Genomic DNA, 23,825 nt, shown 5'->3' with positions numbered 1-23,825 from the left:
GGCGCACTGTATCAGTGCGAAGGCGGCAGGATCAGGGCGTCCGCCATGACGCGGGCACGTGTCGGAAGGGCAACCCGAGCAGGTCGAGCGCTGCCGGGCCGGGGCTGTCGCATTCCACGAGAGCCGCGAGCCGGCTCGCGAAGGCGGCGCGGAAATGGTTCTTCGCCTTGTTCACGATCAGCCGCGTCGCGCCGAGGTCGATGCCGTGGAGGGCGAAGAAGCCCGGGTCGATCGCCGCCTCGCGACGTGACGTGACGATGACGCGCACCGTGCCGACGCGCAGCACGCAGGTCGGGCCGAGATCGACCGGCGCGCCGCGCTCCATCGGGCCCTCGTTGACGAACCGCCCCTCCGTTAGGCGCTCGACGGTCGCTGCCACCGTCACGGGCGGGCCGAACGCAACCGTGTGCCGTGCCGCGAGCGGGCGGGTGAGCGCACCGCCGAGGCCGGCCGCGCGGGCTGCCTCCACCGTCTCGGCATCGTGCAGGAAGGCGAAGAGGACGGGGACGTCGGGGGCGCGCGCGAGCAGGGCCCGCAGCACGCCGGGCGTGTCGGCGATGCCACCCGAGAGCGGGTTGTCGGCCGGGTCGAGCACCGCGACGAGGCCGGGCGGGGCAGCGAGCGCCGTCTCGAGCGCGGCCTCGGGCGTGGGAAGCGTCACTGAGAACCGCCCCGCGGCGATCTTCGCCGAGAGGGACGCGGCAAGGCGGTCCGCCACTGCCTGGGCTGCGCGGCGGTCACGGTCGGCCGTGACAAGGATGGACGGGCCGGCGAAGGGCGTGTCGCCCCAGGAGAAGCCGCCGAAGGGGCTCGCATCGAGGATCGGCCCCACCTCCTCCTCCTCCGCCTCGGCCCAGAGCTCCGCCATCGGCCCCGCCTCGCTTCGCATGTGGAAGGAGTGGATCACCTTCGGCACCTTGGCGATCGCGACCACCGGGGAGATCCGGCCCGCCACCGTCGCGTCGAGCATGGCGAGAACCCGCCCGGCCGTCTCGGCCATGTCGATATGCGGGTGGGTCCGGTAGGCGGAGGCGCAGTCCATCAGCGAGGCGATCTCGGGAGCGAGATTGCCGTGGATGTCGAAGCTCACGCCGAGCGGCACGCCTTTCGTCGCGGCGCGGACCGCACGGAGGATGGTGAGCTCGGGCGCGGGATCGTCCTCCGCGCAGCCGCCGCCGTGCAGCGAGAGGTAGACGGCATCGTAGCCGCCGCGCGCCAGAGCCCCGGTGACGGTTTCGAGCCAGCCCGGAACGATGTCCTTCGTCAACGGGCCGCCCGGCTGGGCGGAGAGGGAGAGGATCACATCGGCCGTCCAGCCCGCGTTCGCATCGAGGAAGCCGGCAAGCCCGCCGAGCTCGGTCCCCGTTCCGCGATAGCGGGCGATCGCCTCCGTCCCGCTCACCCATTCGCGCGAGGCGAAGGCCTCCCGCGTCGTCGGCGTCGGGGTGAAGCTGTTGCCTTCGAACCAGAAGCGGGCGACGGCGAGGTGCGGCATCAGTCCTGACGTTTCGGGCCGGGGTTTAGCGCAAGCGCTGCGGCGGCGAGGAAGGCGGCGAAGGCAAGCAGTCCGGCGACGAGGATCGCCACCTTCACCGAGGCGTAGCCGCCGAACGTCTCCCACATCCAGGCAGCGGCATAAGGGCCGGCCGCGCGCGCCATGATGCCGGGTGCCACCATCGCGCCCGCGACTGCGCCATAGCCCTCCCGGCCGAACAGCTCAGCCGGCACCGTGCCGCGAATGATGGTGAGGATTCCGGCCGACACGCCATACAGCACGACATAGCCCCAGGCAGCGCCAGGCACCGTTCCCGCCGCCATCAGCGCCACCACCGCGACCGGCTGGAAGGCGGAGGCGAGGATCGCAACCCGCGTCGGCCGAAGCCGCGACAGCCCTGCGAGCTCGAGTACGCGGCCCGCCACCTGGAACACGCCGGTGAAGGAGGCGATTGCGACGGCCTCGGTGTTCGACAGCCCCGCCTCCTGCAGCATCGGGATGGCGTGGACGCCGACGACGGAGAAGAGCAGCGCGCCCGCGGTGAGCGCGAGCGCGACCATCCAGAACGCCGGAGCGCGCAGCACCGGGCCGAGTGGGCGGCGCTGCTTCTGCGCCACCCCGCCGCTCACCTTCGGCAGAAGGAACACGTGCAGCGGCAGGCAGACGAACAGCGTCACCGCAGCCCAGAACGCATAGGCCCCGCGCCAGCCCGTGTGCGGCAGCAGCGCTGCCGTGACGGGCCAGGCAACGGTGGAGGCGAGCCCGCCCGCGAAGGTGAGGTAGGTGATCGCGCGGCGCGCATCCGCGCCGAAGCTCGCGGTGATCGTCGCGAAGGCAGGTTCATACTGCGTCGCCGCCATCGCGATGCCGGTGACGATCCAGGCGAGGCCGAACACGAACGGGTTCGGGGACACCGACAGGGCGAAAAGCGCGAGCGCAGAGAGAAGCGAGCCGACCGACATCACGAGCCTGCCGCCGAAGCGGTCGATCAGCGCGCCGGCGGGGAAGGAGGCGAAGCCTTGCGCGAGCAGCCCGACGGAGTAGGCGCCGAAGATCGCTTCGCGGCTCCAACCTTCCGATGCCGCAATGGCCGGCGCGAGCACGGCGATGGCGTAGTACTGCGAGCCCCAGGCGACGATCTGCGTGACGGAGAGCGCGGCGACGGCTCTCCACGGAGGACCCGCTGGCGCGGACGATGACATGCGCGCGAGGCTAGCCCTGCGGCCACCACCCCGAAAGGGGCATCAGGGGCGTTTCAGCATCGCCGTGAGCGCATCGCCAAGGCCGAGCGAGGGGCGGTTCCTCGGTGCGGCGAACCCGCCCGCCTGCGGCTTCGGCAGGCCCAGCGCCACCAGGCCCTCCGCGAACTTCACCGCCGCGGCGATGCCATCGACGAGCGGCACGGGTACGTCCTTCTGGATGCGTCCGCCCATGCCGGCAAGCGCGGCTCCGCCGAGCAGGACCGCATCGGCGCCGTCCGCGGCGAGGCCGCGCGCCGCCTCCGTCACCTTCGCGGCGACGCCATCAGGGTCGGAGGCGGCGTCGTAGGGCGAAGCGGCGACGACGGCGATGCCCGAGAGGCGCGCGGCGAGGCCGTGGCCCGCGATCACCTCCCGGTAGAGATCGGGCGAGGAGAAGGTGACGAGGCCGAAACGGCCACCGAGAAGGCAGGCAGCCAGACAAGCCGCCTCGGTCATCCCGATGACCGGGATCGGAAGGAGCTGCCGCGCGGCGGCGAGCGCGGTGTCATAGGAGACGGCGAGGATCGCGGCGTCGCAGCCCGCGTGATGCTCGGCGAGCGTCTCGAGGAGCCCGTGCGCGGCGATCGCGTTCTCGGCGCGCGAGGAGATGACGGCGGGGCCGAAGCGCGGCGTGACGGCGACGATCTCCGTGCCGGGGGCGGCGGCGGCGCGGGCCGAGGCAGCGCAGATCTCCGTCACCGCCTCGGTGGTGTTGGCATTGGCGAGAAGGATGCGCATCACGCCTCGCTCCGTGCCGCGTCGCGGCGGGCGAGTGCCTCGCCGAAACGCTGCCGCTTGCTCGGGCAGGGCCTCAGCGGCACGCCGGCGCGGCGCATCAGCGCATCGAGGAAGGCGGAAGCAGGCGTCAACGCGCTGTGCGGCACTTCAAGCTCCAGTTCGTGGTGGATGCTGCCATCGGGCATCTCGGACCGGTCGAGCGCGACCGTGGCCTCCATCCCGTCCGGCAGCGTGGCCGTGCAGAGGGTGCGCTCGTTGCGGAATTCGCCGATCGCCTCGATCGGCGCGCCACCGGCCGCGGCCTCGATGGCATCGGCGAGGGCCTGAGCCATCGGCGCGGGAGCGGCCCCGCGGAGGCAGGCGATCGGGTCGGCCGCGCCTGCGGCGAGCCTGTCGGCCAGCGAGGGTGGCACCGGCCGCTCGGCTTCGGCGCGCGCGGCGAGAAGCGAGGGCGCACCCTGCGGCGCCTCGCCCTTGGCGGTCATCCGCCAGGCATCGTCCTCGTGCCGCAGCCTGAGCGAGAGCCGCGCGGCGGAGAGATCGCCGCGTGCCGTGTCGAAGATGACGTTGCGCTGGCGCACGACGCGACGTGGGCCGCTGAGCGCGGCAAGGACCCTGTCACGCTCGGCCGGGCCGGCAAGCATCGCCTTGAACTCGTGTTCGATTCCCTCGCCCGTCATCGGTCCCGTCCGTTCCGGGCGAGCGCAGCACACACGGCACGCGCGGGCAAGGCGCGGCCTCTGGACAGCCGCGCCGGCGGGGGCGACCGTGCGCGGGCAAGTGACGAGGGAAGAACACGGAATGACCGATCCCAATGCTTTGCCGCTCGAGACCGAGGCGGTTCTCGCCGGCCTCCGGTCGTGGGTCGAGGTCGAGAGTCCGACCTTCGATGCCGCTTCGGTCAACCGGATGATGGACGCCGCCTCGCGCGACCTCGCGGTGATCGGCGCGCGCATCGAGCGGATCCCAGGCCGGATGGGCTTCGGCGACTGCGTGCGCGCCCGCTTCCCGCAGGCGGCGCTCGGCGGCGGCGAGGACCGTCCCGGCATCCTGGTGATGAGCCATCTCGACACGGTGCATCCTGTCGGCACAGGCGGCGCCTCCGGCCCGCTCGCGTTCCGGCGCGAGGGCAGCGGCGCGGCCGAGCGTGCCTACGGTCCCGGCATCTGCGACATGAAGGGCGGTGCCTATGTCTCGCTCGCCGCGATCGGCGGGATCCTCGCCGCAGGGGCGGCGACGAAGCTTCCGGTCACTGTTCTGTTCACGCCCGACGAGGAGGTCGGCAGCCCCTCGACACGCGACCTGATCGAGGCCGAGGCGGCGCGCCACAAGGTGGTGCTGATCCCCGAGCCGGCGCGGGCCGATGGCGGCGTGGTATGGGGCCGCTACGCGATCGCGCGGTTCGCACTCGAGGCGGTCGGCCGCCCCAGCCATGCCGGCGCGCGTCTCGCCGAGGGCCGCAGCGCGGTGCGCGAGATGGCGCAGCAGATCCTCGCGATCGAGGCGCTCTCGGGCGAGGACGCGACCACCTCCGTCGGTGTCATCCAGGGTGGGCAGTGGGTGAACTGCGTGCCGACGGTCTGCCGCGGCGAGAGCCTCTCGATGGCCAAGCGCCAGGAGGACCTCGACGCGCTCGTCGAGAAAATGCTCGCTCTTCGCCCAACCGGGAACGACGTGCAGTTCAGCGTCCGCCGCACCTACACACGGCCGGTGTGGGAGCCGGACGACCGGGTGCGCGCGCTGCATGCGAAGGCGGAGGCGATCGCGAAGTCGGTCGGCATCGGCGCGCTGCCGGCGAGCTCCGCTGGCGGCGGCTCGGACGGCAATTTCACCGGCGCGATGGGCATCCCGACGCTCGACGGGCTCGGTGTGCAGGGCGGCGGCATCCATACGCTTGAGGAGCACGTGCTGGTCGCCTCCCTCGTGCCCCGCGCGCGGCTGATCGCGGGGCTGCTGATGAGCCTGGAGGGTTAGCGGATCGCGCCGCGTCGCGTCGGGGCCGACCGGGGGATCGACCACGCCTCGCATGCGCTGGCGGCGGCTGCTGCGTCACCCGGCCGGCAGGCCTGCGCGTGCGAGACCGGAGAGCAGGCGTTCCAAAGCCTCCGGTGCCAGGACGCCCGATCGCCTGAGCCGGTCGACCGTAAGATCGGGATAGGCGTGGCGAAGGGTCGTCAGGGATCGCCTCGCCTCGGTCGCTGCGCCGGCGTGCATCGCCGCGGCGGTCAGGAACCTGTTCTGCCACACGTGGGATGGATTTCGCTGCAGCACGCGCGCCAGCAGCCGGGCCGAACGCCCATAGTCGCCCACCATGAAGGTGGCGACGCCGAGACCGAAGAGCGTGTGCAGCCCACCGGCACCATGGGGCCAGGCGTGATAGGCGCGCTTGAAGCGTTCGACCGCGACCGGGCCATTGCCGCGGAAGTTCTCGATGAAGCCGAGGCGGCGCCAGACGAAGGGCTGGTTGGGGTCGAGCGCGAGCGAGCGGTGGGCGAGCGCCTCGGCCTCGTCCAGTCGACGCGTCAGCGACAGCGCATGGGCCGTGATCGCGAGCACCTCGGCATCGTCCGCATTGAGCAGCAGCGCGCGCCGCGCATGCGACAGCGCCCGCTCCCGGGCCTGGTCCGGCTCGGCGATGAAGGCATGATTGGCGCAATGTCCCAGGCACGTGGCGAGGAACCCGTGTGCGAACGCGTTTCCCGGGTCGCGTTCCAGCGCCTCGCCCAGCAGGTCGAGAACCATGAAGGCCGTGTCGCGGTCAGGTATGAGGCCGACGGCGCGGGCACGAGCGACGAGGGTCTCGGAATCGGCAAGGTGCCGGGGCGTCCGGCGGGCCCTGTCGGCCGTGTCGGTCGCGACGGCGCCGGCAGCGGCGGCAACGGCGCGGCTCGCCCAGTCGATACGCTCGCGGGTGCGCAGCGTCTCGCGCCAGGTTGCCAGCACGATGCCGCGCGCGGGGTGCACCAGTTGCAGGGAGACACCGTTCGGCTCGAGCGTTCCCTGGAGACGATAGAGCGTGCGCGGATCGACCCCGCGGCCTTCATCGGCGGCGAGCGCGAGGGCATGCGAGCGGCACAGCGCCGCCGCCAGCGCATCCGTGGCGCGCCGTGCGGCGCGCATGTCGGTGCCCGCAAGCGGCCGCAGCATGACCAGGCCTTGCGACGGGCGTGACTGCGGCCCAGGGCGTGCGGCGCGCGCGCCCCGCAGCGTCGCCGACGGCGCCTCGCCGAACCTGCGCGCATACGCTGCCGCAAACCGCCCCGGATGGCCGAAACCGTGCCGCACGGCCGCCTCCAGCACCGATGCGGCCTGGCCGGAAGCGAGGGTGCGCCGCACCGCCTCGAAGCGCAGATGAACCACGTAGTCCCGTGGCGAAAGACCGAGAGCCCGCAGGAAGGCGCGCTCCAAGCCGCGCTGCGAGAGCCCCGCCGCCGCGGCGACCGCCGGCACGGACAGGGGCGCGGCCGCATCGGCCGCCAGCGAGGCGTGGATCGCCTCGATTGCACGGCCCATCGCCGCCGGCTGGCCGGCCGCGCCCCGCCGGGGCTGCTTCGCGGAGCCGCAGAGGGATCGGTCCATCCCGCGTCCCCTTTGCCTCACCGCTGAATGATACCACTCCGGAAACGACGAATCTCGGACAGAAGTGTCGCAATCCGGACTGACCGGCTCGCCCGATGGATGGAGCTTGGCGCGACGTCCATCAACGGGAGGCTGGGATGCTCCGAACCAAGGCGTTGTCCATCCTGATCGCGGCCTCGGTTGTCGCGCCCGTGCTGGCGCAGCCGGTGTCGCCCTCTGCCATGCCGACGCTGCTGATCGCGGCCCCGTCGGCGATCGCCGTGCCGCCGCCGCCCGACGCCGCGGCGACGGCGCGCGAGCTGGACGCCCTGCGCCGCCAGGCGCTCGAGCAGGTTCCCGACCTTGCGCTACGGCTTCGGCAATGGGAGGCCGGTGGGCCGGCCTATCGCTGGAACGCCGTCGCAGTGTCCGACCAGGTGGACCGTTTCGTCCGCTCCAACCAGGCAGCGCGGACGCTCGCGCTGGTACACGCCGCGATCCATGACGCGACCGTCATCGTGCAGGCGGCGCGCGCGCGGCATCAGCGCCCCTCTCCAGCATCGCTCGACCCGTCACTGGCGCTGCCGGGCGCGCGAGCGGTTCCGTTCTCCTATCCGTCTGAGGCCGCGGCGACCGGCGAGGCGGCCTCGATCATCCTCGCCGCGCTCATTCCCGACCGCGCCGACGCATACAAGGCGATGGCGCGCCATTCTGTTGCCCTCCGCCAGCAGGCCGGGCTCGAGTTCGCAAGCGACGCCGAGGCGGGCCGTTCCATTGGCGCGGCAATCGCCGCCGTTGCGCTGGAGCGCGCCCGCGCCGATGGCTTCGATGCACGCTGGACCGGCAGCGTGCCCACCGGCCCGGGCTTCTGGCACGGAGCGAACCCGGCCTTTCCCATGGCCGGGACGTGGCGGCCGTGGGTTCTGCCGGCCAATGATGCGTTGCGCCCGCCCCCGCCTCCCGCATTCGATTCAGCGGCAACGCGCGCCGCGATCGCCGAGCTCAAGGCCTGGCCGCGCTCGCCCAAGGCCAATCACGACGCCATCTACTGGGACGTGTTCGGCGGCAACCGCATCTTCCAGTTCTGGAACGCCGAGCTCTCGCGTCTTGTGCTGGAGTACGACCTCGCCGCCGACCCGGTGCGGACGGCGGCTGCTTTCACCGCGGTGAACATCGCCCTCCATGACGGCGGCGTCGCCTGCTGGGATGCCAAGTATGCCTACTGGTACCTACGGCCAAGCCAGCTCGATCCGGAGGTGCGCACGCTGTTCCCGAACGCGCCGCACCCTTCCTACCCGTCGGCGCACAGCTGCTTCTCCAGCGCGGCCGGCCTCGTCCTGGCGCGCCTCTTCCCGGCCGAAGAGGCGCGTTTCGCCACGCTGATCGAGCAGGCCGGCGTGGCACGGCTGGTCGCAGGCCTGCACTACCGCTTCGACATCGAGGCGGCCAACACCATCGGCCGGGGTGTCGCCGAGCTCGTGATCGGGAAGCTTGGGCCGGCTCTCCGCTGACCGGTCGCTTGACGGAAGGCGGAACGCCCCGGCCGCGAACCGTTCCCGGTCGGTCCCGGTCAGGTCCGTTGCGCCGTCGGCGGCCTGTTCGGTGGCATGATCAATGCCAGGAACCAGAGCGAGCCGGCGGCGAGCGCGGCGGCGTAGAGGCCGAGCGCGCCGCCGATGCCGGCGAGGTCGGCCGCGATGCCTGACAGCGGCTGCAGAACGGCGACGCCGAGGAAGAAGGCGAGGTTCACCGCCGACAGCGCCTTGCCGAGCGACGCGTCCGGGCTCAGCGCCCGCGTCATCGCGTAGAGCAGAACGTGGCTGCCGAGGGAGAGGCACACGAGCGCCATCGCGCCGATGTCGATCACCCGCCCGGCTCCGCCCATGGCGAGCAGCGCCAACGGCGCCGCGCCCGCGAGATGGATCAGCCCCATCGCCATCGCCCGGTCGGGCAGGCGCCGGTCGAGCCAGCCGAACAGGATGGGAGCGGCGATCATCACCGCGCTGAGCCCGGCAAGCACGCCGCCGGAGCCGGCAAGCGAGAAGCCGAGATGGTCGGTGAGATACGGCCCGGCCCAGAGGCCGCGCAGCCCGATCAGCGCCGCGTAACCGACGAGGGCGAGGACGACGGGCGCGCGCAGCCGGCGGCCGACGAGAAGGGCGAGCACCTCGCGCGCCTCGGCGCCGAGACCGCGCCGCATCGCCCCCTCCGCCCTCGGCAGCTCCGGCACGACGCGCCAGACGGCGGCGAGAACGGCGAGGCCGAAGCCGGCGACGACCGCGTAGGCGAGCCGCCAGCCACCCCAGCCGATAAGCAACGCCGAGGGCGTTCCGGAAAGCAGAAGCCCGAGCCCGCCAATGCCGGGGAGATAGCCCGCAACCGCGCCGAACCGCTCCGGCGGCAGGGTGCGTGCGGCAAAGGAGAGCGGGGCCATCATCAGCCCCGCGCAGCCGAAGCCGGCGACGACCTGGGCGAGCGCGAAGCCGGCCTGGTCCGGCGAGGCGGCCGCGCCCGCGCAGCCGGCGGAGGCGACGAAGAGCAGGATCATCGAGGTGCGGCGGGGCCCAAGCCTGTCGATCATGATGCCGACGGGGACCTGGCCGACCATGAAGGAGGCCGCCATCAGCCCCGTCGCGACGGCCAGGCCCTGTTCGGTGAAGCCGAGCTCGGCGATCAGCCCCGATGCGGCGATCGCGGGCAGGGTGCGGACCCACTGGCTGATGACATGGCCCCAGACGAGAACGCCGAGGCAGGCGAAGGGGGAGGGGGGCTGCCTTGCCGCGCCCGTCACACCACGGCCGTCGGGACGGGCCTGTGCACCCACACCTCGCAGGGCACGCCTAGCAGCTCGCCCATGCCCTCGTTCACCGCGCCGAGCCGGCCGGCAAGCCGCGCCGACGGTGCGTTGCCCGGCTTGATGTAGGAGACGATGCGCTCCGCCCCAGTCGCCTTGAAGGCCCAGGCGAGCGCGGTGCGGCAGGCCTCCTCGGCGAAGCCCTTGTGCCAGGCGTGGCGGGCGAGCGCGTAGGCGAGCTCGGGCTCCGGCCAGCCGGCGAGGTGGAGGATTCCGGCGCGGCCGATGAACGTACCCGTGGCCGTCTCCTCGAGCGCGAAGGTGCCGTAGCCCTTGAGCGCCCACTGTCCCATCATCACCGCCATCGAGGTCCAGCTTTCCTCGCGAGTGCGCGGCATGCCCGCATTGGGGCCGACCCCGAGGTGTCGCATCACCTCGGGATCGGCCTGCATGGCGGCGTAGGCGTCGAGATCGCTCTCGCGGAAGGCCCGGAGCGTCAGGCGTTCAGTGGTGAGCGTCGGGATCTGCATGGCCGGAACGTGGCACGGAAGCGACCGATCCGCCACGTCCTCCCGATGCGCCGCACGGACAGGCCACCGCCCGCTACAGCACCGCGGTGGGCGCCACGGTCGAGCCGGTGCCGCCCTTCACCTTGAGCGGCTGCATGATGAAGGCGAACTCGCTCTGCCCTGCCCCGGCGAGGTCGTTCAGCCGCATGTTCTCGAGAAGGTGCACGCCGTGCACCGCGAGCGCGAGCTGGTGAACGGGAAGCGAGGCATCCGGCATCGTCTTGCTCGGCGCCACCTCGACCGGCCAGTTGTCGGAGCCGAGGATGATCGGCTCCTGCCGGATCAGCCACTCCGCGGCGGCGACGCCGATGCCCGGGCAGGTGCGGACATAGCGGGCATTGTCGGTTCCCCAGAGCGCGTCCCAGCCGGTGCGGATGATCACGACGTCGCCGCGCTCGATCCGCACGTTCTGCCGCGACATCGCCTGCTGCAGGTCCTCGACCGTGATCTCGTACTCGTCGGGCAGGGTGCGCACGCCCTTCAGCGTGGCGACATCGATCAGCACGCCGCGCGTGAACACCTGGCCGATCTCGTCGACCCCCATCTTGGTGAAGCCGCCGCGCGAGGCGATCTCCGGCACCTTGGTGCAGTTGTAGGTCTCGTCGCCGATCGTCTGGTGCGGGAAGGCATCGAGCTGGGTGCCGACCTGGCCGATCTCGGTGACGACGAGCTCCTCGTTCGAGCCGCGGCGATTGGCCTGCGGGTTGATGAACTGCTGCTTCAGGTGAACGTCGAAGCGCCTGGTGCCGAAGAACGGCATCGCGGTCTCGAGCTTGTGGCCAAGCTCGACGACGCGGCCGCTCTTGATCAGGCGGGTCGCCCTCTGCACCTGTTCGGGGGTCTGGAGGTTCATCGCGCCGCGCGTGTCGGCAGCGCCCCATTTCGAGGGACAGCGATCCGCCGCCGCGGGGGGCGACCAGGGGGCCTGGGCGGAGGCGGGGGTGGCGCGGAACCCGGCGGCGAGGCCGGCACAGGCAAGGCAATGCGCGAAGAAGCGGCGCGAAAGCGACATCGATAGTCCTCCCGTTCTGCGTGCGGTTCTCTCCGCAGTCGCAACGGGCGACCGTAACGGAATGATTCCAGCCACTCCAGACGGCGCGGCGGAGCCGGCCTGCAATCGCCGGAATGGCTGATGCGGCAGGGTGCGAATCGGTCCATCATCGTGACAGTCGGATGACCGTTCGCGACGGGAGGCGGGGCGGCCGGGGGCGCGCAACGCCGGGTCGGGCGGGATTGGACGACGACCCGGGTCCGGGCGATTCCGCGCGGGCCCGCAACGAGCAAGGGACCGATGCTCGCGATCGACTGGGGGCTTTCGACCTTCCGGGCCTGGCGGCTCGCCGATGACGGCGCCGTGCTCGGCCAAATCGCCGCGGCCCGCGGCATCCGCTCCGTCGCGCCCGGCGGGTTCGCCGCGGCCCTGTCCGACCTGCTCGCCGCCTGGCCGGACGCCGCGTCCGAACCGGCGCTGCTGTGCGGCATGGTGGGAAGCAGGCAAGGCTGGGCGGAGGCGCCCTACACGGCCTGCCCGGCCGAGGCCGCCGACATCGCGGCAAACCTCCACCCTGTGGCGGACCGGCCCGGCACCTTTCTCGTTCCCGGCCTCTGCTACCGGAATGAGGGGACGGCGGACGTGATGCGCGGGGAGGAGACGCAGATCCTCGGGCTTCTCGGCGCGCTCGGCGCCGGCCGCCACACCGTGTGCCTGCCCGGCACGCACAGCAAATGGGCCGAGCTCGACGGCCTCACGATCACCGGTTTCCGCACGGCGATGACCGGCGAGATGTTCGGCCTGATACGCACGCACTCGACGCTCGCCTCCCTGATGCCTGACGACCCGGGAGGCGATGCCTGGGGCGAGGCGTACCGTGCCGCCTTCGACGCAGGGCTCGACCGTGCCGGCGCGCCGGGCGGGCTGCTGAACCATCTCTTCGGCATCCGCGCCGCGGCGCTGACGGGCGACCTCACGCGCGCAGCGCTGGCGCCGTTCCTCTCGGGTCTGCTGATCGGCCACGAGATCGTCGCGCTGGCCCCGCCCGCTGGCACCGTCCATCTCGTCGGCGCGCCCGGGCTTGTTGCCCGCTATGCCCGCGCGCTCGAGCGGCGCGGCCTCCTCGTCCGCTGCCATGGCGAGGAGACGGCAGCGCACGGGCTCGCCGCGATCGGGCGCGCGCACGGGCTGATCGGCCGTGCGGCCTGAGGGCGGCGCGATGAGCCGGCTCGCCCCCTGGCTCTCCCGCTCGCCGCTCGTGGCGATCCTCCGCGGGGTGCGGCCGGAAGAGGCGGTCGCGATCGGCGAGGCGGTGGCGGAGGCGGGCTTTGCCGTCATCGAGGTCCCGCTGAACTCGCCCGGCCCGTTCGCGAGCATCGCCGCGCTGGCCGCGCGCTTCGGCGAGACGGTGCTCGTCGGCGCGGGCACGGTGCTGCGCCCGGCGGATGCGGCACGGGTCGTCGAAGCGGGCGGGCGGCTCGTCGTCATGCCGCATGCCGACACGGCGGTGATCGCCGCAGCCCGCGCAGCCGGCGCGCTCGTCCTGCCCGGCTGCTACACCGCGACCGAGGCCTTCGCCGCAATCGACGCCGGCGCCGATGCGCTGAAGCTGTTCCCTGCCGAGATCGGCGGCCCGCCGCTCCTGCGCGCGCTGCGGGCCGTGCTGCCGCGATCGATGCCTGTCCTGCCTGTCGGCGGCGTGACACCGGCGACGCTCGCGGCCTGGCGGGAGGCCGGCGCCGATGGGTTCGGCATCGGCTCGGCGCTCTACCGCCCCGGCGATTCGCCCGAGACCGTCGCCGCCCGCGCCCGCAGCTTCGTCGACGCCCTCAGTCCGCCGCCTCGCTGATCAGCGGCACATGCGGGGCCGCGGCCGGTGCGAGCGTGCCGGCGAGCCGAGGGTCGGGCGCGATTTCGACCTGCTGGCGCACCGGGCGGAAGCCGGATCGGAGGTAGAAGGCAAGCGCTCCGGGATGGTCGAGCGTGCAGGTATGCACGGTGACTCGGCTGACCTTCCGCGTCGTCCAGGCCTCGGCCATGGCGTGGGACATCATGAACCGGCCGACGCCGCTGCCGATGAGGTCGGGGATCACGCCGAAGAACACGATCTCGCACGCCCCCGGCTCGCGGAAGGAGAGCTCGACCAGCCCCGCATCCTCCCCCTCCGACTCGAGCACCCAGATCACGGAGGCCGGGTCGGACAGCAGGGCGGCGAGCTGTCTGTCGCTCAGCCTCAGGCGGCTGAACCAGAGCCAGGGCTCGCCGATGCGCCGGAACAGCGACCGGTAGGCGTCCGGCGCAAGGGCACGCTCATGCCGGAGCGCCCAGCCATCGCGTGACCGCGGCGTGACGGCCGCGGGCGGCGCCGTCATGGCGAGATGGGTGACGATGGTCGCGACCCGGCCAGGCGGGACATCGTGGAACCCGTCCACGAGCTTTGTAATGCCTGCATCTGTGGTCATCAGGAGGTCCTCGTGGCGGAGCGGTCGACGCTTCCGCCTGGGCGCGTGGCGCGGATGCCTTCCGATGGGCGAGGGCCTTGGGCGCGCAGGCAGTCATTCTGATGTCGATGGCGGGGCCGGCCTCGTCGCCGCGATGCGATCCTGGCGGCGAGGGGCGCTGGAGGCATGGCGCAGGCTCGGGTCTGCGCGCGAGTCGCAGCCCTCCTGCTTGCGTTCCGGCGTTCCGTCCCGTTCATCGGGTCCGGATGATCGACCAGGAGGCGCTGCCTTCCAAGCCCCCGCCATGGGTTTGACCGTGGCTGAGGGGGCCAAGTCCGCGCAGATCGGTCACACCTGTGGCATTGTCGCAACAGGTCGCGAAAATCGTGGTCACAGGTGGTGTTCGAACGCTTGGGGGGTGGTGCGCCGCAAGATCGTCTTCGCTAATGTCCTGGCACCGCGAGGTAGGGATGCAGAGGGCCGCTGTTCGGCACCGCATGCGGCTCTCTCGCTCGGGATGGGTAAGGAGAGAAACGAATGAAGCTCCGCAACGTGCTGCTGGCCGCCTCGCTGGGCGTTCTGCCGGCCGCGGCCGCCAACGCTCAGTTCGCCGGTCCGGCGTCGACGTGGGAAGGGATCTATGTCGGCGCCCTCGGCGGCTACAACATGCTCGAGGACATTGACCTCCCGACCGGGGGCAAGGCCGAATTCGATGGCGGATGGGCCGCGCTCGCCAGGGTCGGCTACGGCTGGAAGTTCCAGGGCGGTCTCGGCCTCGGTCTTGAGCTCGAGGGGTCGTATCGCAGCAACGACGCCGACAGCGTGAGCATCCTTGGTAGCTCGGCCGGTGGCGGCGGTGACAACAAGGTCATGGCCGCGATGGTGAATGCCGTCGTCAGCTATGACCTGGGCCCGAATGCCTGGAACATCACGCCCTACATCGGTGCTGGTGTCGGGTACGCCTGGAATGAGCTGAGTGTCCGGAACCAGGGCATCACGGTCGTCGACGACACCGAGGGCCACTTCGCCTACCAGGGCATGGTCGGCCTCGCCTTCCCGATCGCCGCCGTCCCTGGCCTCTCGCTCAATGCCGAGTATCGCTACTTCGCGCTGCTCGAGGAGAGCTACAGCACCTCGTCCGCGTTCCGCGCCGCTGGTGGCGTCAGCTCGGTCGATGTGGAGACGGCGAACCACACCTTCCTGGTCGGCCTCACCTACGCCTTCGGCATGACGCCGCCCCCGCCGCCGCCCCCGCCGGCAGCGGCTGCTCCGGCGCCCGCGCGCACCTACCTCGTGTTCTTCGACTTCGACAGCTCCGCGCTGACCGACCGCGCCCGCCAGATCATCGGCGAAGCGGCCGCCAACGCGCCGCGCGTCCAGACGACGCGCATCGAGGTCACGGGCCACACAGACACCGTGGGCACGGCCGCTTACAACCAGGCCCTCTCGGTCCGCCGCGCCAACGCGGTTGCCGCCGAGCTCGAGCGCCGTGGCATCCCCCGCAGCCAGATGACCATCACTGGCCGCGGCTTCAGCCAGCCGCTCGTGCCGACGGGCGCGAACGTCCGCGAGCCGCAGAACCGGCGCGTGGAGATCGTCCTCCGCTGAGCGGAGCGATCATCGCCTGATACGGAAGGGCGCCTTCGGGCGCCCTTCCTGTTTTTCCGGCGGTTCCTTCCTGGCCAACCGAAGGACGGGCCTGACCGGCCGCGGGGCGCAGCGGCCCTGAGGCCCGGGCCGGAAGGACGAGGCCAAAGGGAAACGGCGCCCGGGTTGCCCCGGGCGCCGTTTCGTTGAAGCCGTGTCTCAGCCGGTCAGCGGCGCTGGGTCGTCGCCGGCCGCGCCTGCTCGGCGGAGCGGATCTCGCAGGGGCGAACGTCCCAGGCGAGCGGCAGCGAAGCGCTGGCCGACGCCGCCGTCAGCTCGGCCGAGTTCTGGATCGTCGCCACACGCTCGAACAGCGGGCCGACTTTGCCGCAGAACGTGCTGCCGAGGCGGATGCCTTCCTGCGACTGGGCGTTGGCGAGCGAGGTGATGTACTCGTTCAGCGCCCGCTGCCCTCCGGCGGCCCGGTTGAAGTAGCCGCTGAGGTTCCGGTGCGCGCCGGCGAGGTCGGACTGCCAGCGGGTGACGAAGGCATTGTACCGGTCGTGCATGCCGCAGGAGAGGGCACCGACCATCAGGTGCGTCTGCAGCGCGCGAAGCTCGAAGGCAGACTTCTCACGCGCATTGACGCAGGAGGCGACAGCCGTTCCTGTCGCCGCGATGCCAAGGACGGCGACCGTCACGGTCGTCAAAAGCATATGCCGCACGGGTTCAGGCTCCTTCTTCCCCGGCCCGCGACTCGGACGAGCGCCGGCGCGTTCTTGGCGCAAAGGTATCGGTGAAACCGCATCGCCGATCAAGCGTTCGAGTCGCCCCGCCGCCTGGGCACACCCGAGTGTCATCGCCATGCCACGCTGCTTGGCTGCACCATACCCGCGCGATAGCATCCGCGCAGGGGAGAGGCGCGCCGGCCGCATGCGGAACGCGGAGGAACGGCGATGGACGGGGAGACGAGCGGCGTGCCTGGATCGACCATGGCCGGGCTGCCCCTGCAGGCGACGGCGGAGCCTGTTGGCGCGCAGGATGCGCCCATCATGCTCCCGGGCTATGACCCGGCGAGCTTCATCTGCGAGCTCACCTCGCGCCGGCCGGGCGACGGCGGCGCGCTCGGCACCATTCTGCGCCGGCTTGCGGCCCTTCCGGTCGAGGAACTCCGGAGGCGGTCCGCCGCAGCCGAGCGTGACCTGTTCAACCTCGGCATCACCTTCACCGTCTACTCCGACGCGACTGCGATCGACCGCATCCTGCCCTTCGACATGGTGCCCCGCGTCATCACGGCGGCCGAGTGGCGCACGCTCGAGGCGGGCGTGAAGCAGCGCGTGACGGCGCTGAACCTGTTCCTGCGCGACGTCTACAACGGAAGGAAGATCCTGAAGGACGGCGTGGTGCCGGAGGACCTCGTCCTCGGCAACCCGAACTACCGGCCGGAGATGCAAGATTTCCCGGTGCCCTTCGGAACCTACGTGCATATCTGCGGCACCGATATCGTGCGCGACGAGGCGGGCGAGTTCCGCGTGCTCGAGGACAATGCCCGAACCCCCTCGGGCGTCTCCTACGTGATCGAGAACCGGCACGCGATGCTGCGCGCCTTCCCGGACCTGATGCACGGCATCCGGCTCCGCCCGGTCGACGGCTATGGCATCAAGCTGCAGGAGGCGATGTGCGCGATCGCGCCGGAAGGCGTGGACGATCCGCAGGTCGTGCTGCTCTCGCCCGGCATCTACAACTCGGCCTATTTCGAGCACGTGTTCCTCGCCCGCGAGATGGGCGTGCCGCTTGTCGAAGGGCCCGACCTCGTCGTCGAGAACGACCGGGTGTTCATGCGCACCACCGCCGGGCACGCGCCCGTGCACACGATCTACCGCCGCATCGACGACACCTTCCTCGACCCGACCGTGTTCCGCCCCGACAGCATGCTCGGCGTGCCAGGCCTGATCGCCGCCTGGCGCAAGGGCAACGTGGCGCTCGCCAATGCCGTCGGCACCGGGGTGGCAGACGACAAGGCCCTTTACGCCTACATGCCGCGCATCATCCGCTACTACCTCGCGGAGGACCCGATCCTGCAGAACGTCGAGACGCGCATCTGCCGCGAGCCGGACGGACTGGCCGCGACGCTCGCCGATCTCGCCAACCTCGTGGTCAAGCCGGTCGGCGAATCGGGCGGCTACGGCATCACCATCGGGCCGCGCGCGACCAAGGCAGAGCTCGAGGCCTGCCGGGAGAAGCTGCTCGCCGACCCTGCCAACTGGATCAGCCAGCCGGTGATCGGCCTCTCCGTCTGCCCCACCCTGACGCCGGACGGGCTGCGCCCCCGCCATCTCGACCTCCGCCCCTACGCCATCACCGGGCGCGACACCTGGGTGCTACCGGGCGGGCTCACCCGCGTTGCGCTGAAGCCCGGAAGCCTCGTAGTGAACTCCTCGCAGGGCGGCGGCTCCAAGGACACCTGGGTGCTGGTGGACGAGTGAGATGAACCGCATCGTCTCCGCCGGCCCCCAGCCGCTTCTCGCCCGCTACGGCGAGAGCCTGTTCTGGATGGCGCGCTATCTCGAGCGCGTCGAGAACCTCGCCCGCGTGCTCGACGTGACGCAGACCTTCGAGGCCTCCGGCCGGCCGTCCCAGGCCTGGGAAAGCGTCGTGCGCATCAACGCAGACGAGAAGGAGTTCGCCCGGCGCTACGGGGCGGCCACACCCGAGGCGGTGCGCCGCTTCTACCTTCTCGACACGGACAACACGACTTCGATCCCCGCCTCCGTTGCGGCGGCGCGCCAGAACGCGCGCACCCTGCGGCCATTGATCAGCACCGAGATGTGGGCCCAGCTCAACGTGTTCCAGGGCTGGACCGCCGCGCTGACCGAGGAGGAGGTGGCGGGCGACGGACTGTCGCGGCTGTGCGCGCGGATCAAGGAGAGCGTGCAGCTCCATACCGGCATCACCGAAGGCACGTTCTACCGCGACCAGGGCTGGCACTTCCTCCAGCTCGGCCGCTTCATCGAGCGGGCAGACCAGACGACGCGGCTTCTCGACATCAAGTACCACCTGCTTCTTCCCTCGCTCGCCGATGTCGGCTCCGCGCTCGACCTCTCGCAGTGGCATGCGCTGCTGCGCGCGGCGGCCGGCTACCACGCCTTCCGCCGAATCCATCCCCGGGAGCTCACGCCCCGCGCTGTCGCCGATTTCCTTCTCCTGAACGGCGCGTTCCCGCGCTCCGTCCTGGTCTGCGTGCGGCAGACCGAGTTCACGCTCGAGCAGCTTCGCGCGCGCTACGGGCTGCGCGGCACCCGCGAGGCGGCAGAACGCGTCGAGGAGCTTCGCGCCGGGCTCGAGGAACGCGACATCGACCGGATCGTCGACAGCGGGCTGCACGAGTTCCTCGACTGGGTGCAGCGTATGCTGATCGCCATCTCCGGCTCGATCGGCACGGCCTTCTTCCGGGACTGGCGGCCCAGCGCGACGCAGTCGCAGGACCAGTGACGCGATGCAGTCGCAGGAGCAGTAGGGAGCGTTTCCGTTGAAGCTTGCGGTGCTGGATGACTGGCTCGGCGTCGCGAAGGCCTCCGCCCCCTGGGAGAGGCTCGCGCCGCATGGCGTGAAGATGGAGGTGTTCGAGCGGCCCTTCGCGAGCGAGGACGAGGCGGCGAAGGCGCTCGCGCCGTTCGATATCCTCGTGCCGACGCGCGAGCGCACCTTCTTCCCTGGCTCGCTGATCACCAGGCTGCCCAGGCTCCGCTTCATCGCCCAGACCGGCCGCATCCCCGGCACGCTCGACCAGGAGGCCTGCCGCGCGCGCGGCATCGTGCTGTCGACGACCGGGGGCGACCTCGTTCCGGCGGCGACGGGCGAACTCGCCTTCGCGCTGCTTCTCGCCTGCGCGCGTGGCCTCACCGAGGGCGATGCCGGGATGCGCCGGGGGCGCTGGCAGGATGGCGTGCCGGCGGGAATGGTTCTCGAGGGGCGAACGCTCGGGCTGCTCGGGCTCGGCCGCATCGGCGCCCGCGTCGCTGGGATGGGCCGGGCCTTCGGCATGCGGGTGATCGCCTGGAGCCAGAACCTCACGCCGGAGCGCGCGGCCGAAGGCGGCGCCGTCGCGGTCGACAAGCGCACGCTGTTCGCCGAGAGCGACGCGGTGTCGCTGCATGTCGTGTTGAGCGAGCGCACGCGCGGCATCGTCGATGCCGAGGCGCTCGGCGCGATGAAGCCCGGCGCGATCCTGGTCAACACCGCGCGGGGGCCGCTCGTCGACGAAGCGGCCCTCCTTCGCGCGCTGTCCGAGGGGCGGATCCGTGCGGGGCTCGACGTGTACGGCACCGAGCCCGTGCCCGATGACCACCCGATCCGTTCCGCGCCGAACACGGTCCTGTCGCCGCATCTCGGCTTCTCGGCCGCGCCGATCTTCCGGCAGTTCTACGGCGAGGCGCTCGAGGCGGTGCTTGCCTGGCTCGCCGCGGGCGCGCCGAAGGCCGGCTAGCTCTCAGCGCGCCTTCGGCCGCCGCTTCTGCGGCTCCGGCGCCGGGCGCGTCGGGTCGTTCGCTGCGCGGCGGCCGCCGAGCAGGCGTGCCACCTCCTCGTAGCGCGCGAGCGCCTCGCCCTCGAGCGGGCCGGTCGCCTGCGCGACATCGCGGATCGCGGCGAGCACGCGTTCGCGTGTCGCGGCGTCCTCGGGAACCATCGCGGGAATGGCGGCGAGCGCGGCCGCACGGTCGAGCCGCATCAGCGCGCATTGCTCGCGCAGCATCGCCTTGAAGGCCGCGAGCGTCATCCGCTCGGGGACGGAGCTGCGCATGCGCTCGAGCACCTCGAAGCTCCGCTCGTCGGCCGCGCGCATCTCGAGCACGTGCACGAGGCTTCGCACGAAGCCCTCCCGCGTGCCGCCCACGGCCATGCGGGCGCGGAGCGCGGTGTCGAGGCGCCCGAGCTCCGCCTCGTTGCCGGGATCCTGCCCCGGGCTGTGGCGGATCGGCGCCGAGCCGGAGACGCCGGCAAGGGCCTGCACCAGCGGCGAGCCGTAGATCGCGAAGAACTTCGTCTCGACCATCGCGTCGCGCGCGCGGCCCCAAAGCTCGAGCGTGCCCGCGATCGCGTCCGCCGCCACGTCCTGCATCGCGACGAAGGGGTTGTCGGGTGCTGCCGGCGCGCGCGAAGAACGGACATTCTCCGCAATGGCCTCGAGCGGCCGGACGAGGGGGTTGCGGTCGGTCATCAGCTCGTAGGGCAGGCGCGCGGGATGCATCCGCCGCGCCCAGTCGCCGAGCGCGGGGCTCGCCGCCGCACGCAGCGCCGGGCCGAGCCAGAGCCTGTAGAGCCCGAGCATCGCCTCGGAGACCCGCGCGGCGGCGGCAAAGGCGCGGTCGTCCTGCTCGCCGTTGATGCCGTAGGCGCGGATGTCGTCGAGCCGACGGGGCTCGAAGGAGACGAAGAAGTCGCCCTCGACCAGCGCCTCCCCCGCAGCGCCCTTGCGTGGCCTGATCACCGCCTCGTAGAGCCCGGGCGGAAGGATGTCGATCAGGTCGATGTTCTCGGTGAACTCGCGGTGTTCCTTCTTCGAAACGGAGGAGGAGACGAAGATGCCGAGATGGCCGATCGTGTCGTGCACGCAATAGACGATCGTCTGCCCATGCGCCCGGATCTCGTCCTCCGACGCGTAGAGATCGGTGATCCAGCCGAGCGCCTGGCCCGGCGGGGTGATGTCGTCGCCGCGCGAGCAGAACACGACGATCGGCCCGGGCACGGAACGGAGATCGATCTGCGTGCCGTCGGCGAGACGCACGCCGCAGGAGGCCAGCCGGTTGCCGACGAAGAGCGTGTCGACGATCCAGGCGATCTCCTCGGCGCCGAGCAGCACATGCCCGCCCCACCAGCGCTCGAAGCCGAGATAGCGCGGCCCCTCTGTGTCGACCTTGCGCCAGAGGTTGTACTGCTTGGTCCAGTACGTGTTGGCGGGGTTGAGCTGCTCAAAATTCGTCACGAGCCAGGCGCCGTCGAACACGCCGCCGCCGGCATCGCCGAGCAGATGCGCGGGCCACGAGCCGCCGAGCATGCCGCCCGTGTAGCGCATCGGTGCGAAGCCGCGCTGTCCGTTCCAGTAGGAGAGCGGGGCGCCGGCGAGGATGATCGGGCCGAAGACGCCGGGCCGCGCGGCCGCCGCGATCATCGTCTGCCAGCCGGCCTGGCAGTTGCCGATGACGCAGGGCGGGCCCTCCGCCTCGGGATGGCGCTGCGCCACTTCGGCAACGAACGCGGCTTCGGCGAGCGCGACGTCCTCGATCGTCTGGCCTGGGATGGGCCGCGGGGTGAAGCCGATGAAGTAGCAGGCGTGCCCGGCCGCGATCGCCATGCCGATCTCGCTGTCGGGCTTGAACCCGCCGATGCCTGGACCGTGGCCTGCGCGGGGGTCGACCACCACGAAGGGCCGCGCCCCGGGTCGTGGCACCGGCGCGCCCTCGGGCGGGGGAATGCGCACGAGGCCGTAGTTCACCGGCCGAGGCAGGTCGGTGCCCTTCATCACGACCTCATGGTCGAACTGGAGCACGTGCGGCACGGTCTCGGCCTCGTGCGCCACGTACTGGTTGCCACGCTGGCGCAGCACGTCGAGGAACAGGATGGTCCTCTGCGCCGCATCCGTGGCGTAGGCCCAGAGGCCGAACGGATCGAGGCCTGACGCATCGAAGCGGGACGGATCGAACTGGGGCATGGCCGCCTCCTGTCTTTCGCGCCCGCAGCATAGCGGCGCTTCAGGATCGGTGGTGCGACTATTCCGTCACCGCGTCCTTGCGCTGGATCAGCCCAGGCTTGAATCAGGAGGTCGCGAAGGCCCTGTCCCCGGCATCGCCGAGGCCCGGCACGATGTAGCCCCTGTGGTCGAGCCCGCGGTCGAGCGCGGCGGCGAGGACGCGCGCCTCGGGGTGGGCGGCAGCGAGGGCAGCGACGCCCTCGGGGGCTGCCAGAACGGCGGCGACCGTGACGTCCCCGGCGCCGCCGGCCCGCAGCCGCGAGACCGCGGCGATCGCCGTGCCGCCTGTCGCGAGCATGGGGTCGAGCACGATCGCCCCGCGCTCCCCGAGATCGGCCGGCGCCTTGAAGTAGTACTCGACGGGCTTGAGCGTCTCGTGGTCGCGCCAGGCGCCGAAATGCGCGACCGGCGCGTCGGGCAGGAGCGTCTGGAACCCGTCGAGCAGGGCGAGGCCGGCACGCAGGACAGGGACGAGGCAGGGAAGCTTCGACCCAAGCACCGGTACCTCGGCCTCCTCGAGCGGCGTGGTGATGCGCTTGGTGCGGGTGGCGAGCCCGCGTGTCGCCTCCGCGGCAAGGAGCAGGGCGATGCGCCCGAGCGCGGCGCGGAACGCGGGCGGCGCCGTCCCCGATCGCCGCAGCACGGCCAGCGCGTCGGCCGCGAGCGGGTGATCGAGAAGCAGGGGCGTCATCGATCGGTGAGCCGGAGCTCGATACGACGGTTGCGGGCGAAGGCGGCCGGACCTTCGGTGGCATCGAGCGGCTGGAACTCACCGAAGCCGGTCGCGGCGAGGCGGTTCTCCGGCACGCCGAGCAGCGCGAGGAGCCGCACCACGGTGATGGCGCGCGCGGCGGAAAGCTCCCAGTTCGTGGTGAAGCGCCCCGTGCCGGCGATGGGCGTGCGGTCGGCGTGGCCGTCGACGCGGAGGATCCAGTTCACCTCGGGGGGAATGTCGTTGGCGATCTCGCGGATCACGCCGGCGATCTGGCGGATCTGCTCCACCCCCTCGGCCTGGAGGTCTGCGCTGCCGACGGGGAACAGCACCTCCGACTGGAACACGAACCGGTCGCCGACGACCTGGATTCCCTGCCGGTTGCCGAGCACCTCGCGAAGCCGGCCGAAGAATTCGCTCCGGTAGCGCTGCAGCTCCTCGACGCGGGCGGCGAGCGCGAGGTTGAGGCGCTGGCCGAGATTGGCGATCTGCGCGTCCTTGTCGCGACCCTCCGCCTCCGCCGCCTCGAGCGCGCCGCTGACGCGGGCGATCTGCGCGCGAAGCTCCTCGATCTGCCGGTTGAGAAGCGCGACCTGCGCGCGCGCGCTCTCGCCGAGGCGGCGTTCCTCGTCGAGCAGCCGCGCCGTGGCCGCGCGGCGCTCCTCCTCCGAGGCTGCGCGGGCCGCGACCTCCGCAACTCGGCGCTCGAGCTCGTCGCGCAACGCCGTCAGCGCCTGCACCTGGCCCTCGAGCCGCGCGATGTCGGAGAGGCGCAGCTCGATCGTCTCGCGGCCTGTCGTCACCTGGCGGTCGAGCGCGGCGATCTGCTCGCGCATCCGCTCGAGCTGCGCGCGCTCGTCCTCGAGCTGGCGGCGGGTGTCGGCGAGCGCGCGGGCCGCCTCGATCGCGGCGCGCTGCCGTTCCGCTGCCTCGCGGGCGGCATCCTCGGCC

At 71.8% G+C, this 23,825-nt stretch carries 21 protein-coding genes; 8 read left to right on the top strand and 13 right to left on the bottom strand.

Going from position 1 to position 23,825, the window contains the following annotated elements; all coding sequences use genetic code 11:
- Window positions 1-31: 31 nt before the first annotated feature.
- From FIF60_RS08760 to FIF60_RS08745, 4 genes are read right to left on the bottom strand one after another with little or no spacing between them, the layout of a single operon-like run.
- The gene (locus tag FIF60_RS08760) at window positions 32-1,495 is read right to left on the bottom strand and encodes a M81 family metallopeptidase (RefSeq protein ID WP_144185693.1); all 1,464 of its coding nucleotides are present in this window, start codon (window positions 1,493-1,495) and stop codon (window positions 32-34) included.
- Window positions 1,495-2,697, bottom strand: coding sequence for an MFS transporter (locus FIF60_RS08755; RefSeq protein WP_144185692.1), 1,203 nt, complete (start codon window positions 2,695-2,697; stop codon window positions 1,495-1,497). The genes FIF60_RS08760 and FIF60_RS08755 overlap by 1 nt, the downstream gene beginning before the upstream one ends.
- 42 nt (window positions 2,698-2,739) lie before the next feature.
- The gene (locus FIF60_RS08750) at window positions 2,740-3,474 is read right to left on the bottom strand and encodes an aspartate/glutamate racemase family protein (protein ID WP_144185765.1); all 735 of its coding nucleotides are present in this window, start codon (window positions 3,472-3,474) and stop codon (window positions 2,740-2,742) included.
- Window positions 3,474-4,154, bottom strand: a complete 681-nt coding sequence (locus tag FIF60_RS08745; RefSeq protein ID WP_144185691.1) for a CYTH domain-containing protein — start codon at window positions 4,152-4,154, stop codon at window positions 3,474-3,476. The genes FIF60_RS08750 and FIF60_RS08745 overlap by 1 nt, the downstream gene beginning before the upstream one ends.
- A 121-nt stretch (window positions 4,155-4,275) precedes the next feature.
- On the opposite strand from FIF60_RS08745, the gene FIF60_RS08740 reads away from it, so the two are divergent.
- Window positions 4,276-5,448: a M20/M25/M40 family metallo-hydrolase gene (locus tag FIF60_RS08740; RefSeq protein ID WP_144185690.1), complete on the top strand. Its 1,173-nt coding sequence runs from the start codon at window positions 4,276-4,278 to the stop codon at window positions 5,446-5,448.
- A 75-nt stretch (window positions 5,449-5,523) separates the two neighbouring features.
- Here FIF60_RS08740 and FIF60_RS08735 read toward each other — a convergent pair whose 3' ends face one another.
- Window positions 5,524-7,053 (bottom strand): helix-turn-helix domain-containing protein, encoded by a 1,530-nt coding sequence (locus FIF60_RS08735; protein WP_144185689.1) that lies wholly within the window; start codon window positions 7,051-7,053, stop codon window positions 5,524-5,526.
- 137 nt (window positions 7,054-7,190) lie between these two features.
- On the opposite strand from FIF60_RS08735, the gene FIF60_RS08730 reads away from it, so the two are divergent.
- Entirely contained in the window at window positions 7,191-8,543 is a 1,353-nt protein-coding gene (locus FIF60_RS08730; RefSeq protein WP_158639125.1) for a phosphatase PAP2 family protein, read from the top strand.
- A gap of 59 nt (window positions 8,544-8,602) precedes the next feature.
- Here FIF60_RS08730 and FIF60_RS08725 read toward each other — a convergent pair whose 3' ends face one another.
- The 3 genes from FIF60_RS08725 to FIF60_RS08715 all read right to left on the bottom strand — a co-directional run bounded on the left by FIF60_RS08725 (window position 8,603) and on the right by FIF60_RS08715 (window position 11,407).
- Window positions 8,603-9,823: an MFS transporter gene (locus FIF60_RS08725; RefSeq protein WP_158639124.1), complete on the bottom strand. Its 1,221-nt coding sequence runs from the start codon at window positions 9,821-9,823 to the stop codon at window positions 8,603-8,605.
- Window positions 9,820-10,356 carry a GNAT family N-acetyltransferase gene (locus FIF60_RS08720; protein ID WP_144185686.1) on the bottom strand — a complete coding sequence of 179 codons (537 nt, stop codon included), beginning with the start codon at window positions 10,354-10,356 and terminating at the stop codon, window positions 9,820-9,822. The genes FIF60_RS08725 and FIF60_RS08720 overlap by 4 nt, the downstream gene beginning before the upstream one ends.
- Window positions 10,357-10,429: 73 nt before the next feature.
- A complete protein-coding gene (locus FIF60_RS08715; protein WP_144185685.1) occupies window positions 10,430-11,407 on the bottom strand; it encodes a cyclase family protein in 978 nt (325 codons plus the stop codon).
- Between the two features lie 279 nt (window positions 11,408-11,686).
- On the opposite strand from FIF60_RS08715, the gene FIF60_RS08710 reads away from it, so the two are divergent.
- A complete protein-coding gene (locus FIF60_RS08710) occupies window positions 11,687-12,595 on the top strand; it encodes a 2-dehydro-3-deoxygalactonokinase (protein WP_144185684.1) in 909 nt (302 codons plus the stop codon).
- Between the two features lie 10 nt (window positions 12,596-12,605).
- Window positions 12,606-13,235, top strand: a complete 630-nt coding sequence (locus FIF60_RS08705; protein ID WP_144185683.1) for a 2-dehydro-3-deoxy-6-phosphogalactonate aldolase — start codon at window positions 12,606-12,608, stop codon at window positions 13,233-13,235.
- On the opposite strand, the gene FIF60_RS08700 is transcribed toward FIF60_RS08705, so the two are convergent.
- Complete coding sequence (locus tag FIF60_RS08700) at window positions 13,216-13,848, bottom strand: GNAT family N-acetyltransferase (protein WP_144185682.1); 633 nt, start codon at window positions 13,846-13,848, stop codon at window positions 13,216-13,218. The two genes, FIF60_RS08705 and FIF60_RS08700, sit on opposite strands and share 20 nt — an antisense overlap.
- Before the next feature lie 516 nt (window positions 13,849-14,364).
- Between FIF60_RS08700 and FIF60_RS08695 the strand changes: the two genes are divergently transcribed.
- Window positions 14,365-15,435 (top strand): OmpA family protein, encoded by a 1,071-nt coding sequence (locus FIF60_RS08695; protein ID WP_144185681.1) that lies wholly within the window; start codon window positions 14,365-14,367, stop codon window positions 15,433-15,435.
- A gap of 206 nt (window positions 15,436-15,641) precedes the next feature.
- On the opposite strand, the gene FIF60_RS08690 is transcribed toward FIF60_RS08695, so the two are convergent.
- A complete protein-coding gene (locus tag FIF60_RS08690) occupies window positions 15,642-16,139 on the bottom strand; it encodes a hypothetical protein (protein ID WP_144185680.1) in 498 nt (165 codons plus the stop codon).
- Between the two features lie 327 nt (window positions 16,140-16,466).
- Here FIF60_RS08690 and FIF60_RS08685 point away from each other — a divergent pair, with 327 nt between their 5' ends.
- From FIF60_RS08685 to FIF60_RS08675, 3 genes are read left to right on the top strand one after another with little or no spacing between them, the layout of a single operon-like run.
- On the top strand, window positions 16,467-17,900 hold the full coding sequence (locus FIF60_RS08685) for a circularly permuted type 2 ATP-grasp protein (protein ID WP_204251144.1): 1,434 nt from the start codon (window positions 16,467-16,469) through the stop codon (window positions 17,898-17,900).
- Between the two features lies 1 nt (window position 17,901).
- Window positions 17,902-18,906 carry an alpha-E domain-containing protein gene (locus tag FIF60_RS08680; protein ID WP_144185679.1) on the top strand — a complete coding sequence of 335 codons (1,005 nt, stop codon included), beginning with the start codon at window positions 17,902-17,904 and terminating at the stop codon, window positions 18,904-18,906.
- Window positions 18,907-18,943: 37 nt separating this feature from the next.
- Window positions 18,944-19,900, top strand: coding sequence for a D-2-hydroxyacid dehydrogenase family protein (locus FIF60_RS08675; RefSeq protein ID WP_144185678.1), 957 nt, complete (start codon window positions 18,944-18,946; stop codon window positions 19,898-19,900).
- Window positions 19,901-19,903: 3 nt separating this feature from the next.
- Here the strand turns inward: FIF60_RS08675 and FIF60_RS08670 are convergent, their stop codons facing one another.
- The 3 genes from FIF60_RS08670 to FIF60_RS08660 form a co-directional block, all read right to left on the bottom strand.
- Window positions 19,904-22,123 (bottom strand): DUF3141 domain-containing protein, encoded by a 2,220-nt coding sequence (locus FIF60_RS08670; protein WP_144185677.1) that lies wholly within the window; start codon window positions 22,121-22,123, stop codon window positions 19,904-19,906.
- Between the two features lie 103 nt (window positions 22,124-22,226).
- Window positions 22,227-22,853, bottom strand: a complete 627-nt coding sequence (upp, locus tag FIF60_RS08665) for a uracil phosphoribosyltransferase (RefSeq protein WP_144185676.1) — start codon at window positions 22,851-22,853, stop codon at window positions 22,227-22,229.
- A partial coding sequence (locus FIF60_RS08660) for a peptidoglycan -binding protein (protein WP_144185675.1) occupies window positions 22,850-23,825 on the bottom strand: 976 nt, incomplete at its 5' end. The genes upp and FIF60_RS08660, both read right to left, overlap by 4 nt.

The organism is Elioraea rosea (assembly GCF_007644105.1).
In the GTDB taxonomy this organism is placed as follows: Bacteria; Pseudomonadota; Alphaproteobacteria; order Acetobacterales; family Acetobacteraceae; genus Elioraea_A; species Elioraea_A rosea.
Note: the sequence above shows the minus strand (reverse complement) of the source record. Positions and strands in the feature narration are given on the sequence as shown.

Excerpts from the sequence above, each read along its gene's own strand:
- FIF60_RS08730 (WP_158639125.1), top strand. The coding sequence starts at position 7,191 with ATGCTCCGAACCAAGGCGTTGTCCATCCTGATCGCGGCCTCGGTTGTC.
- FIF60_RS08695 (WP_144185681.1), top strand. The coding sequence starts at position 14,365 with ATGAAGCTCCGCAACGTGCTGCTGGCCGCCTCGCTGGGCGTTCTGCCG.
- FIF60_RS08685 (WP_204251144.1), top strand. The coding sequence starts at position 16,467 with ATGCTCCCGGGCTATGACCCGGCGAGCTTCATCTGCGAGCTCACCTCG.
- FIF60_RS08680 (WP_144185679.1), top strand. The coding sequence starts at position 17,902 with ATGAACCGCATCGTCTCCGCCGGCCCCCAGCCGCTTCTCGCCCGCTAC.
- FIF60_RS08700 (WP_144185682.1), bottom strand. The coding sequence starts at position 13,848 with ATGACCACAGATGCAGGCATTACAAAGCTCGTGGACGGGTTCCACGAT.
- FIF60_RS08760 (WP_144185693.1), bottom strand. The coding sequence starts at position 1,495 with ATGCCGCACCTCGCCGTCGCCCGCTTCTGGTTCGAAGGCAACAGCTTC.
- FIF60_RS08735 (WP_144185689.1), bottom strand. The coding sequence starts at position 7,053 with ATGGACCGATCCCTCTGCGGCTCCGCGAAGCAGCCCCGGCGGGGCGCG.
- FIF60_RS08740 (WP_144185690.1), top strand. The coding sequence starts at position 4,276 with ATGACCGATCCCAATGCTTTGCCGCTCGAGACCGAGGCGGTTCTCGCC.
- FIF60_RS08710 (WP_144185684.1), top strand. The coding sequence starts at position 11,687 with ATGCTCGCGATCGACTGGGGGCTTTCGACCTTCCGGGCCTGGCGGCTC.
- FIF60_RS08715 (WP_144185685.1), bottom strand. The coding sequence starts at position 11,407 with ATGTCGCTTTCGCGCCGCTTCTTCGCGCATTGCCTTGCCTGTGCCGGC.
- FIF60_RS08750 (WP_144185765.1), bottom strand. The coding sequence starts at position 3,474 with ATGCGCATCCTTCTCGCCAATGCCAACACCACCGAGGCGGTGACGGAG.
- FIF60_RS08745 (WP_144185691.1), bottom strand. The coding sequence starts at position 4,154 with ATGACGGGCGAGGGAATCGAACACGAGTTCAAGGCGATGCTTGCCGGC.
- FIF60_RS08670 (WP_144185677.1), bottom strand. The coding sequence starts at position 22,123 with ATGCCCCAGTTCGATCCGTCCCGCTTCGATGCGTCAGGCCTCGATCCG.
- FIF60_RS08755 (WP_144185692.1), bottom strand. The coding sequence starts at position 2,697 with ATGTCATCGTCCGCGCCAGCGGGTCCTCCGTGGAGAGCCGTCGCCGCG.
- FIF60_RS08720 (WP_144185686.1), bottom strand. The coding sequence starts at position 10,356 with ATGCAGATCCCGACGCTCACCACTGAACGCCTGACGCTCCGGGCCTTC.
- FIF60_RS08705 (WP_144185683.1), top strand. The coding sequence starts at position 12,606 with ATGAGCCGGCTCGCCCCCTGGCTCTCCCGCTCGCCGCTCGTGGCGATC.
- upp (WP_144185676.1), bottom strand. The coding sequence starts at position 22,853 with ATGACGCCCCTGCTTCTCGATCACCCGCTCGCGGCCGACGCGCTGGCC.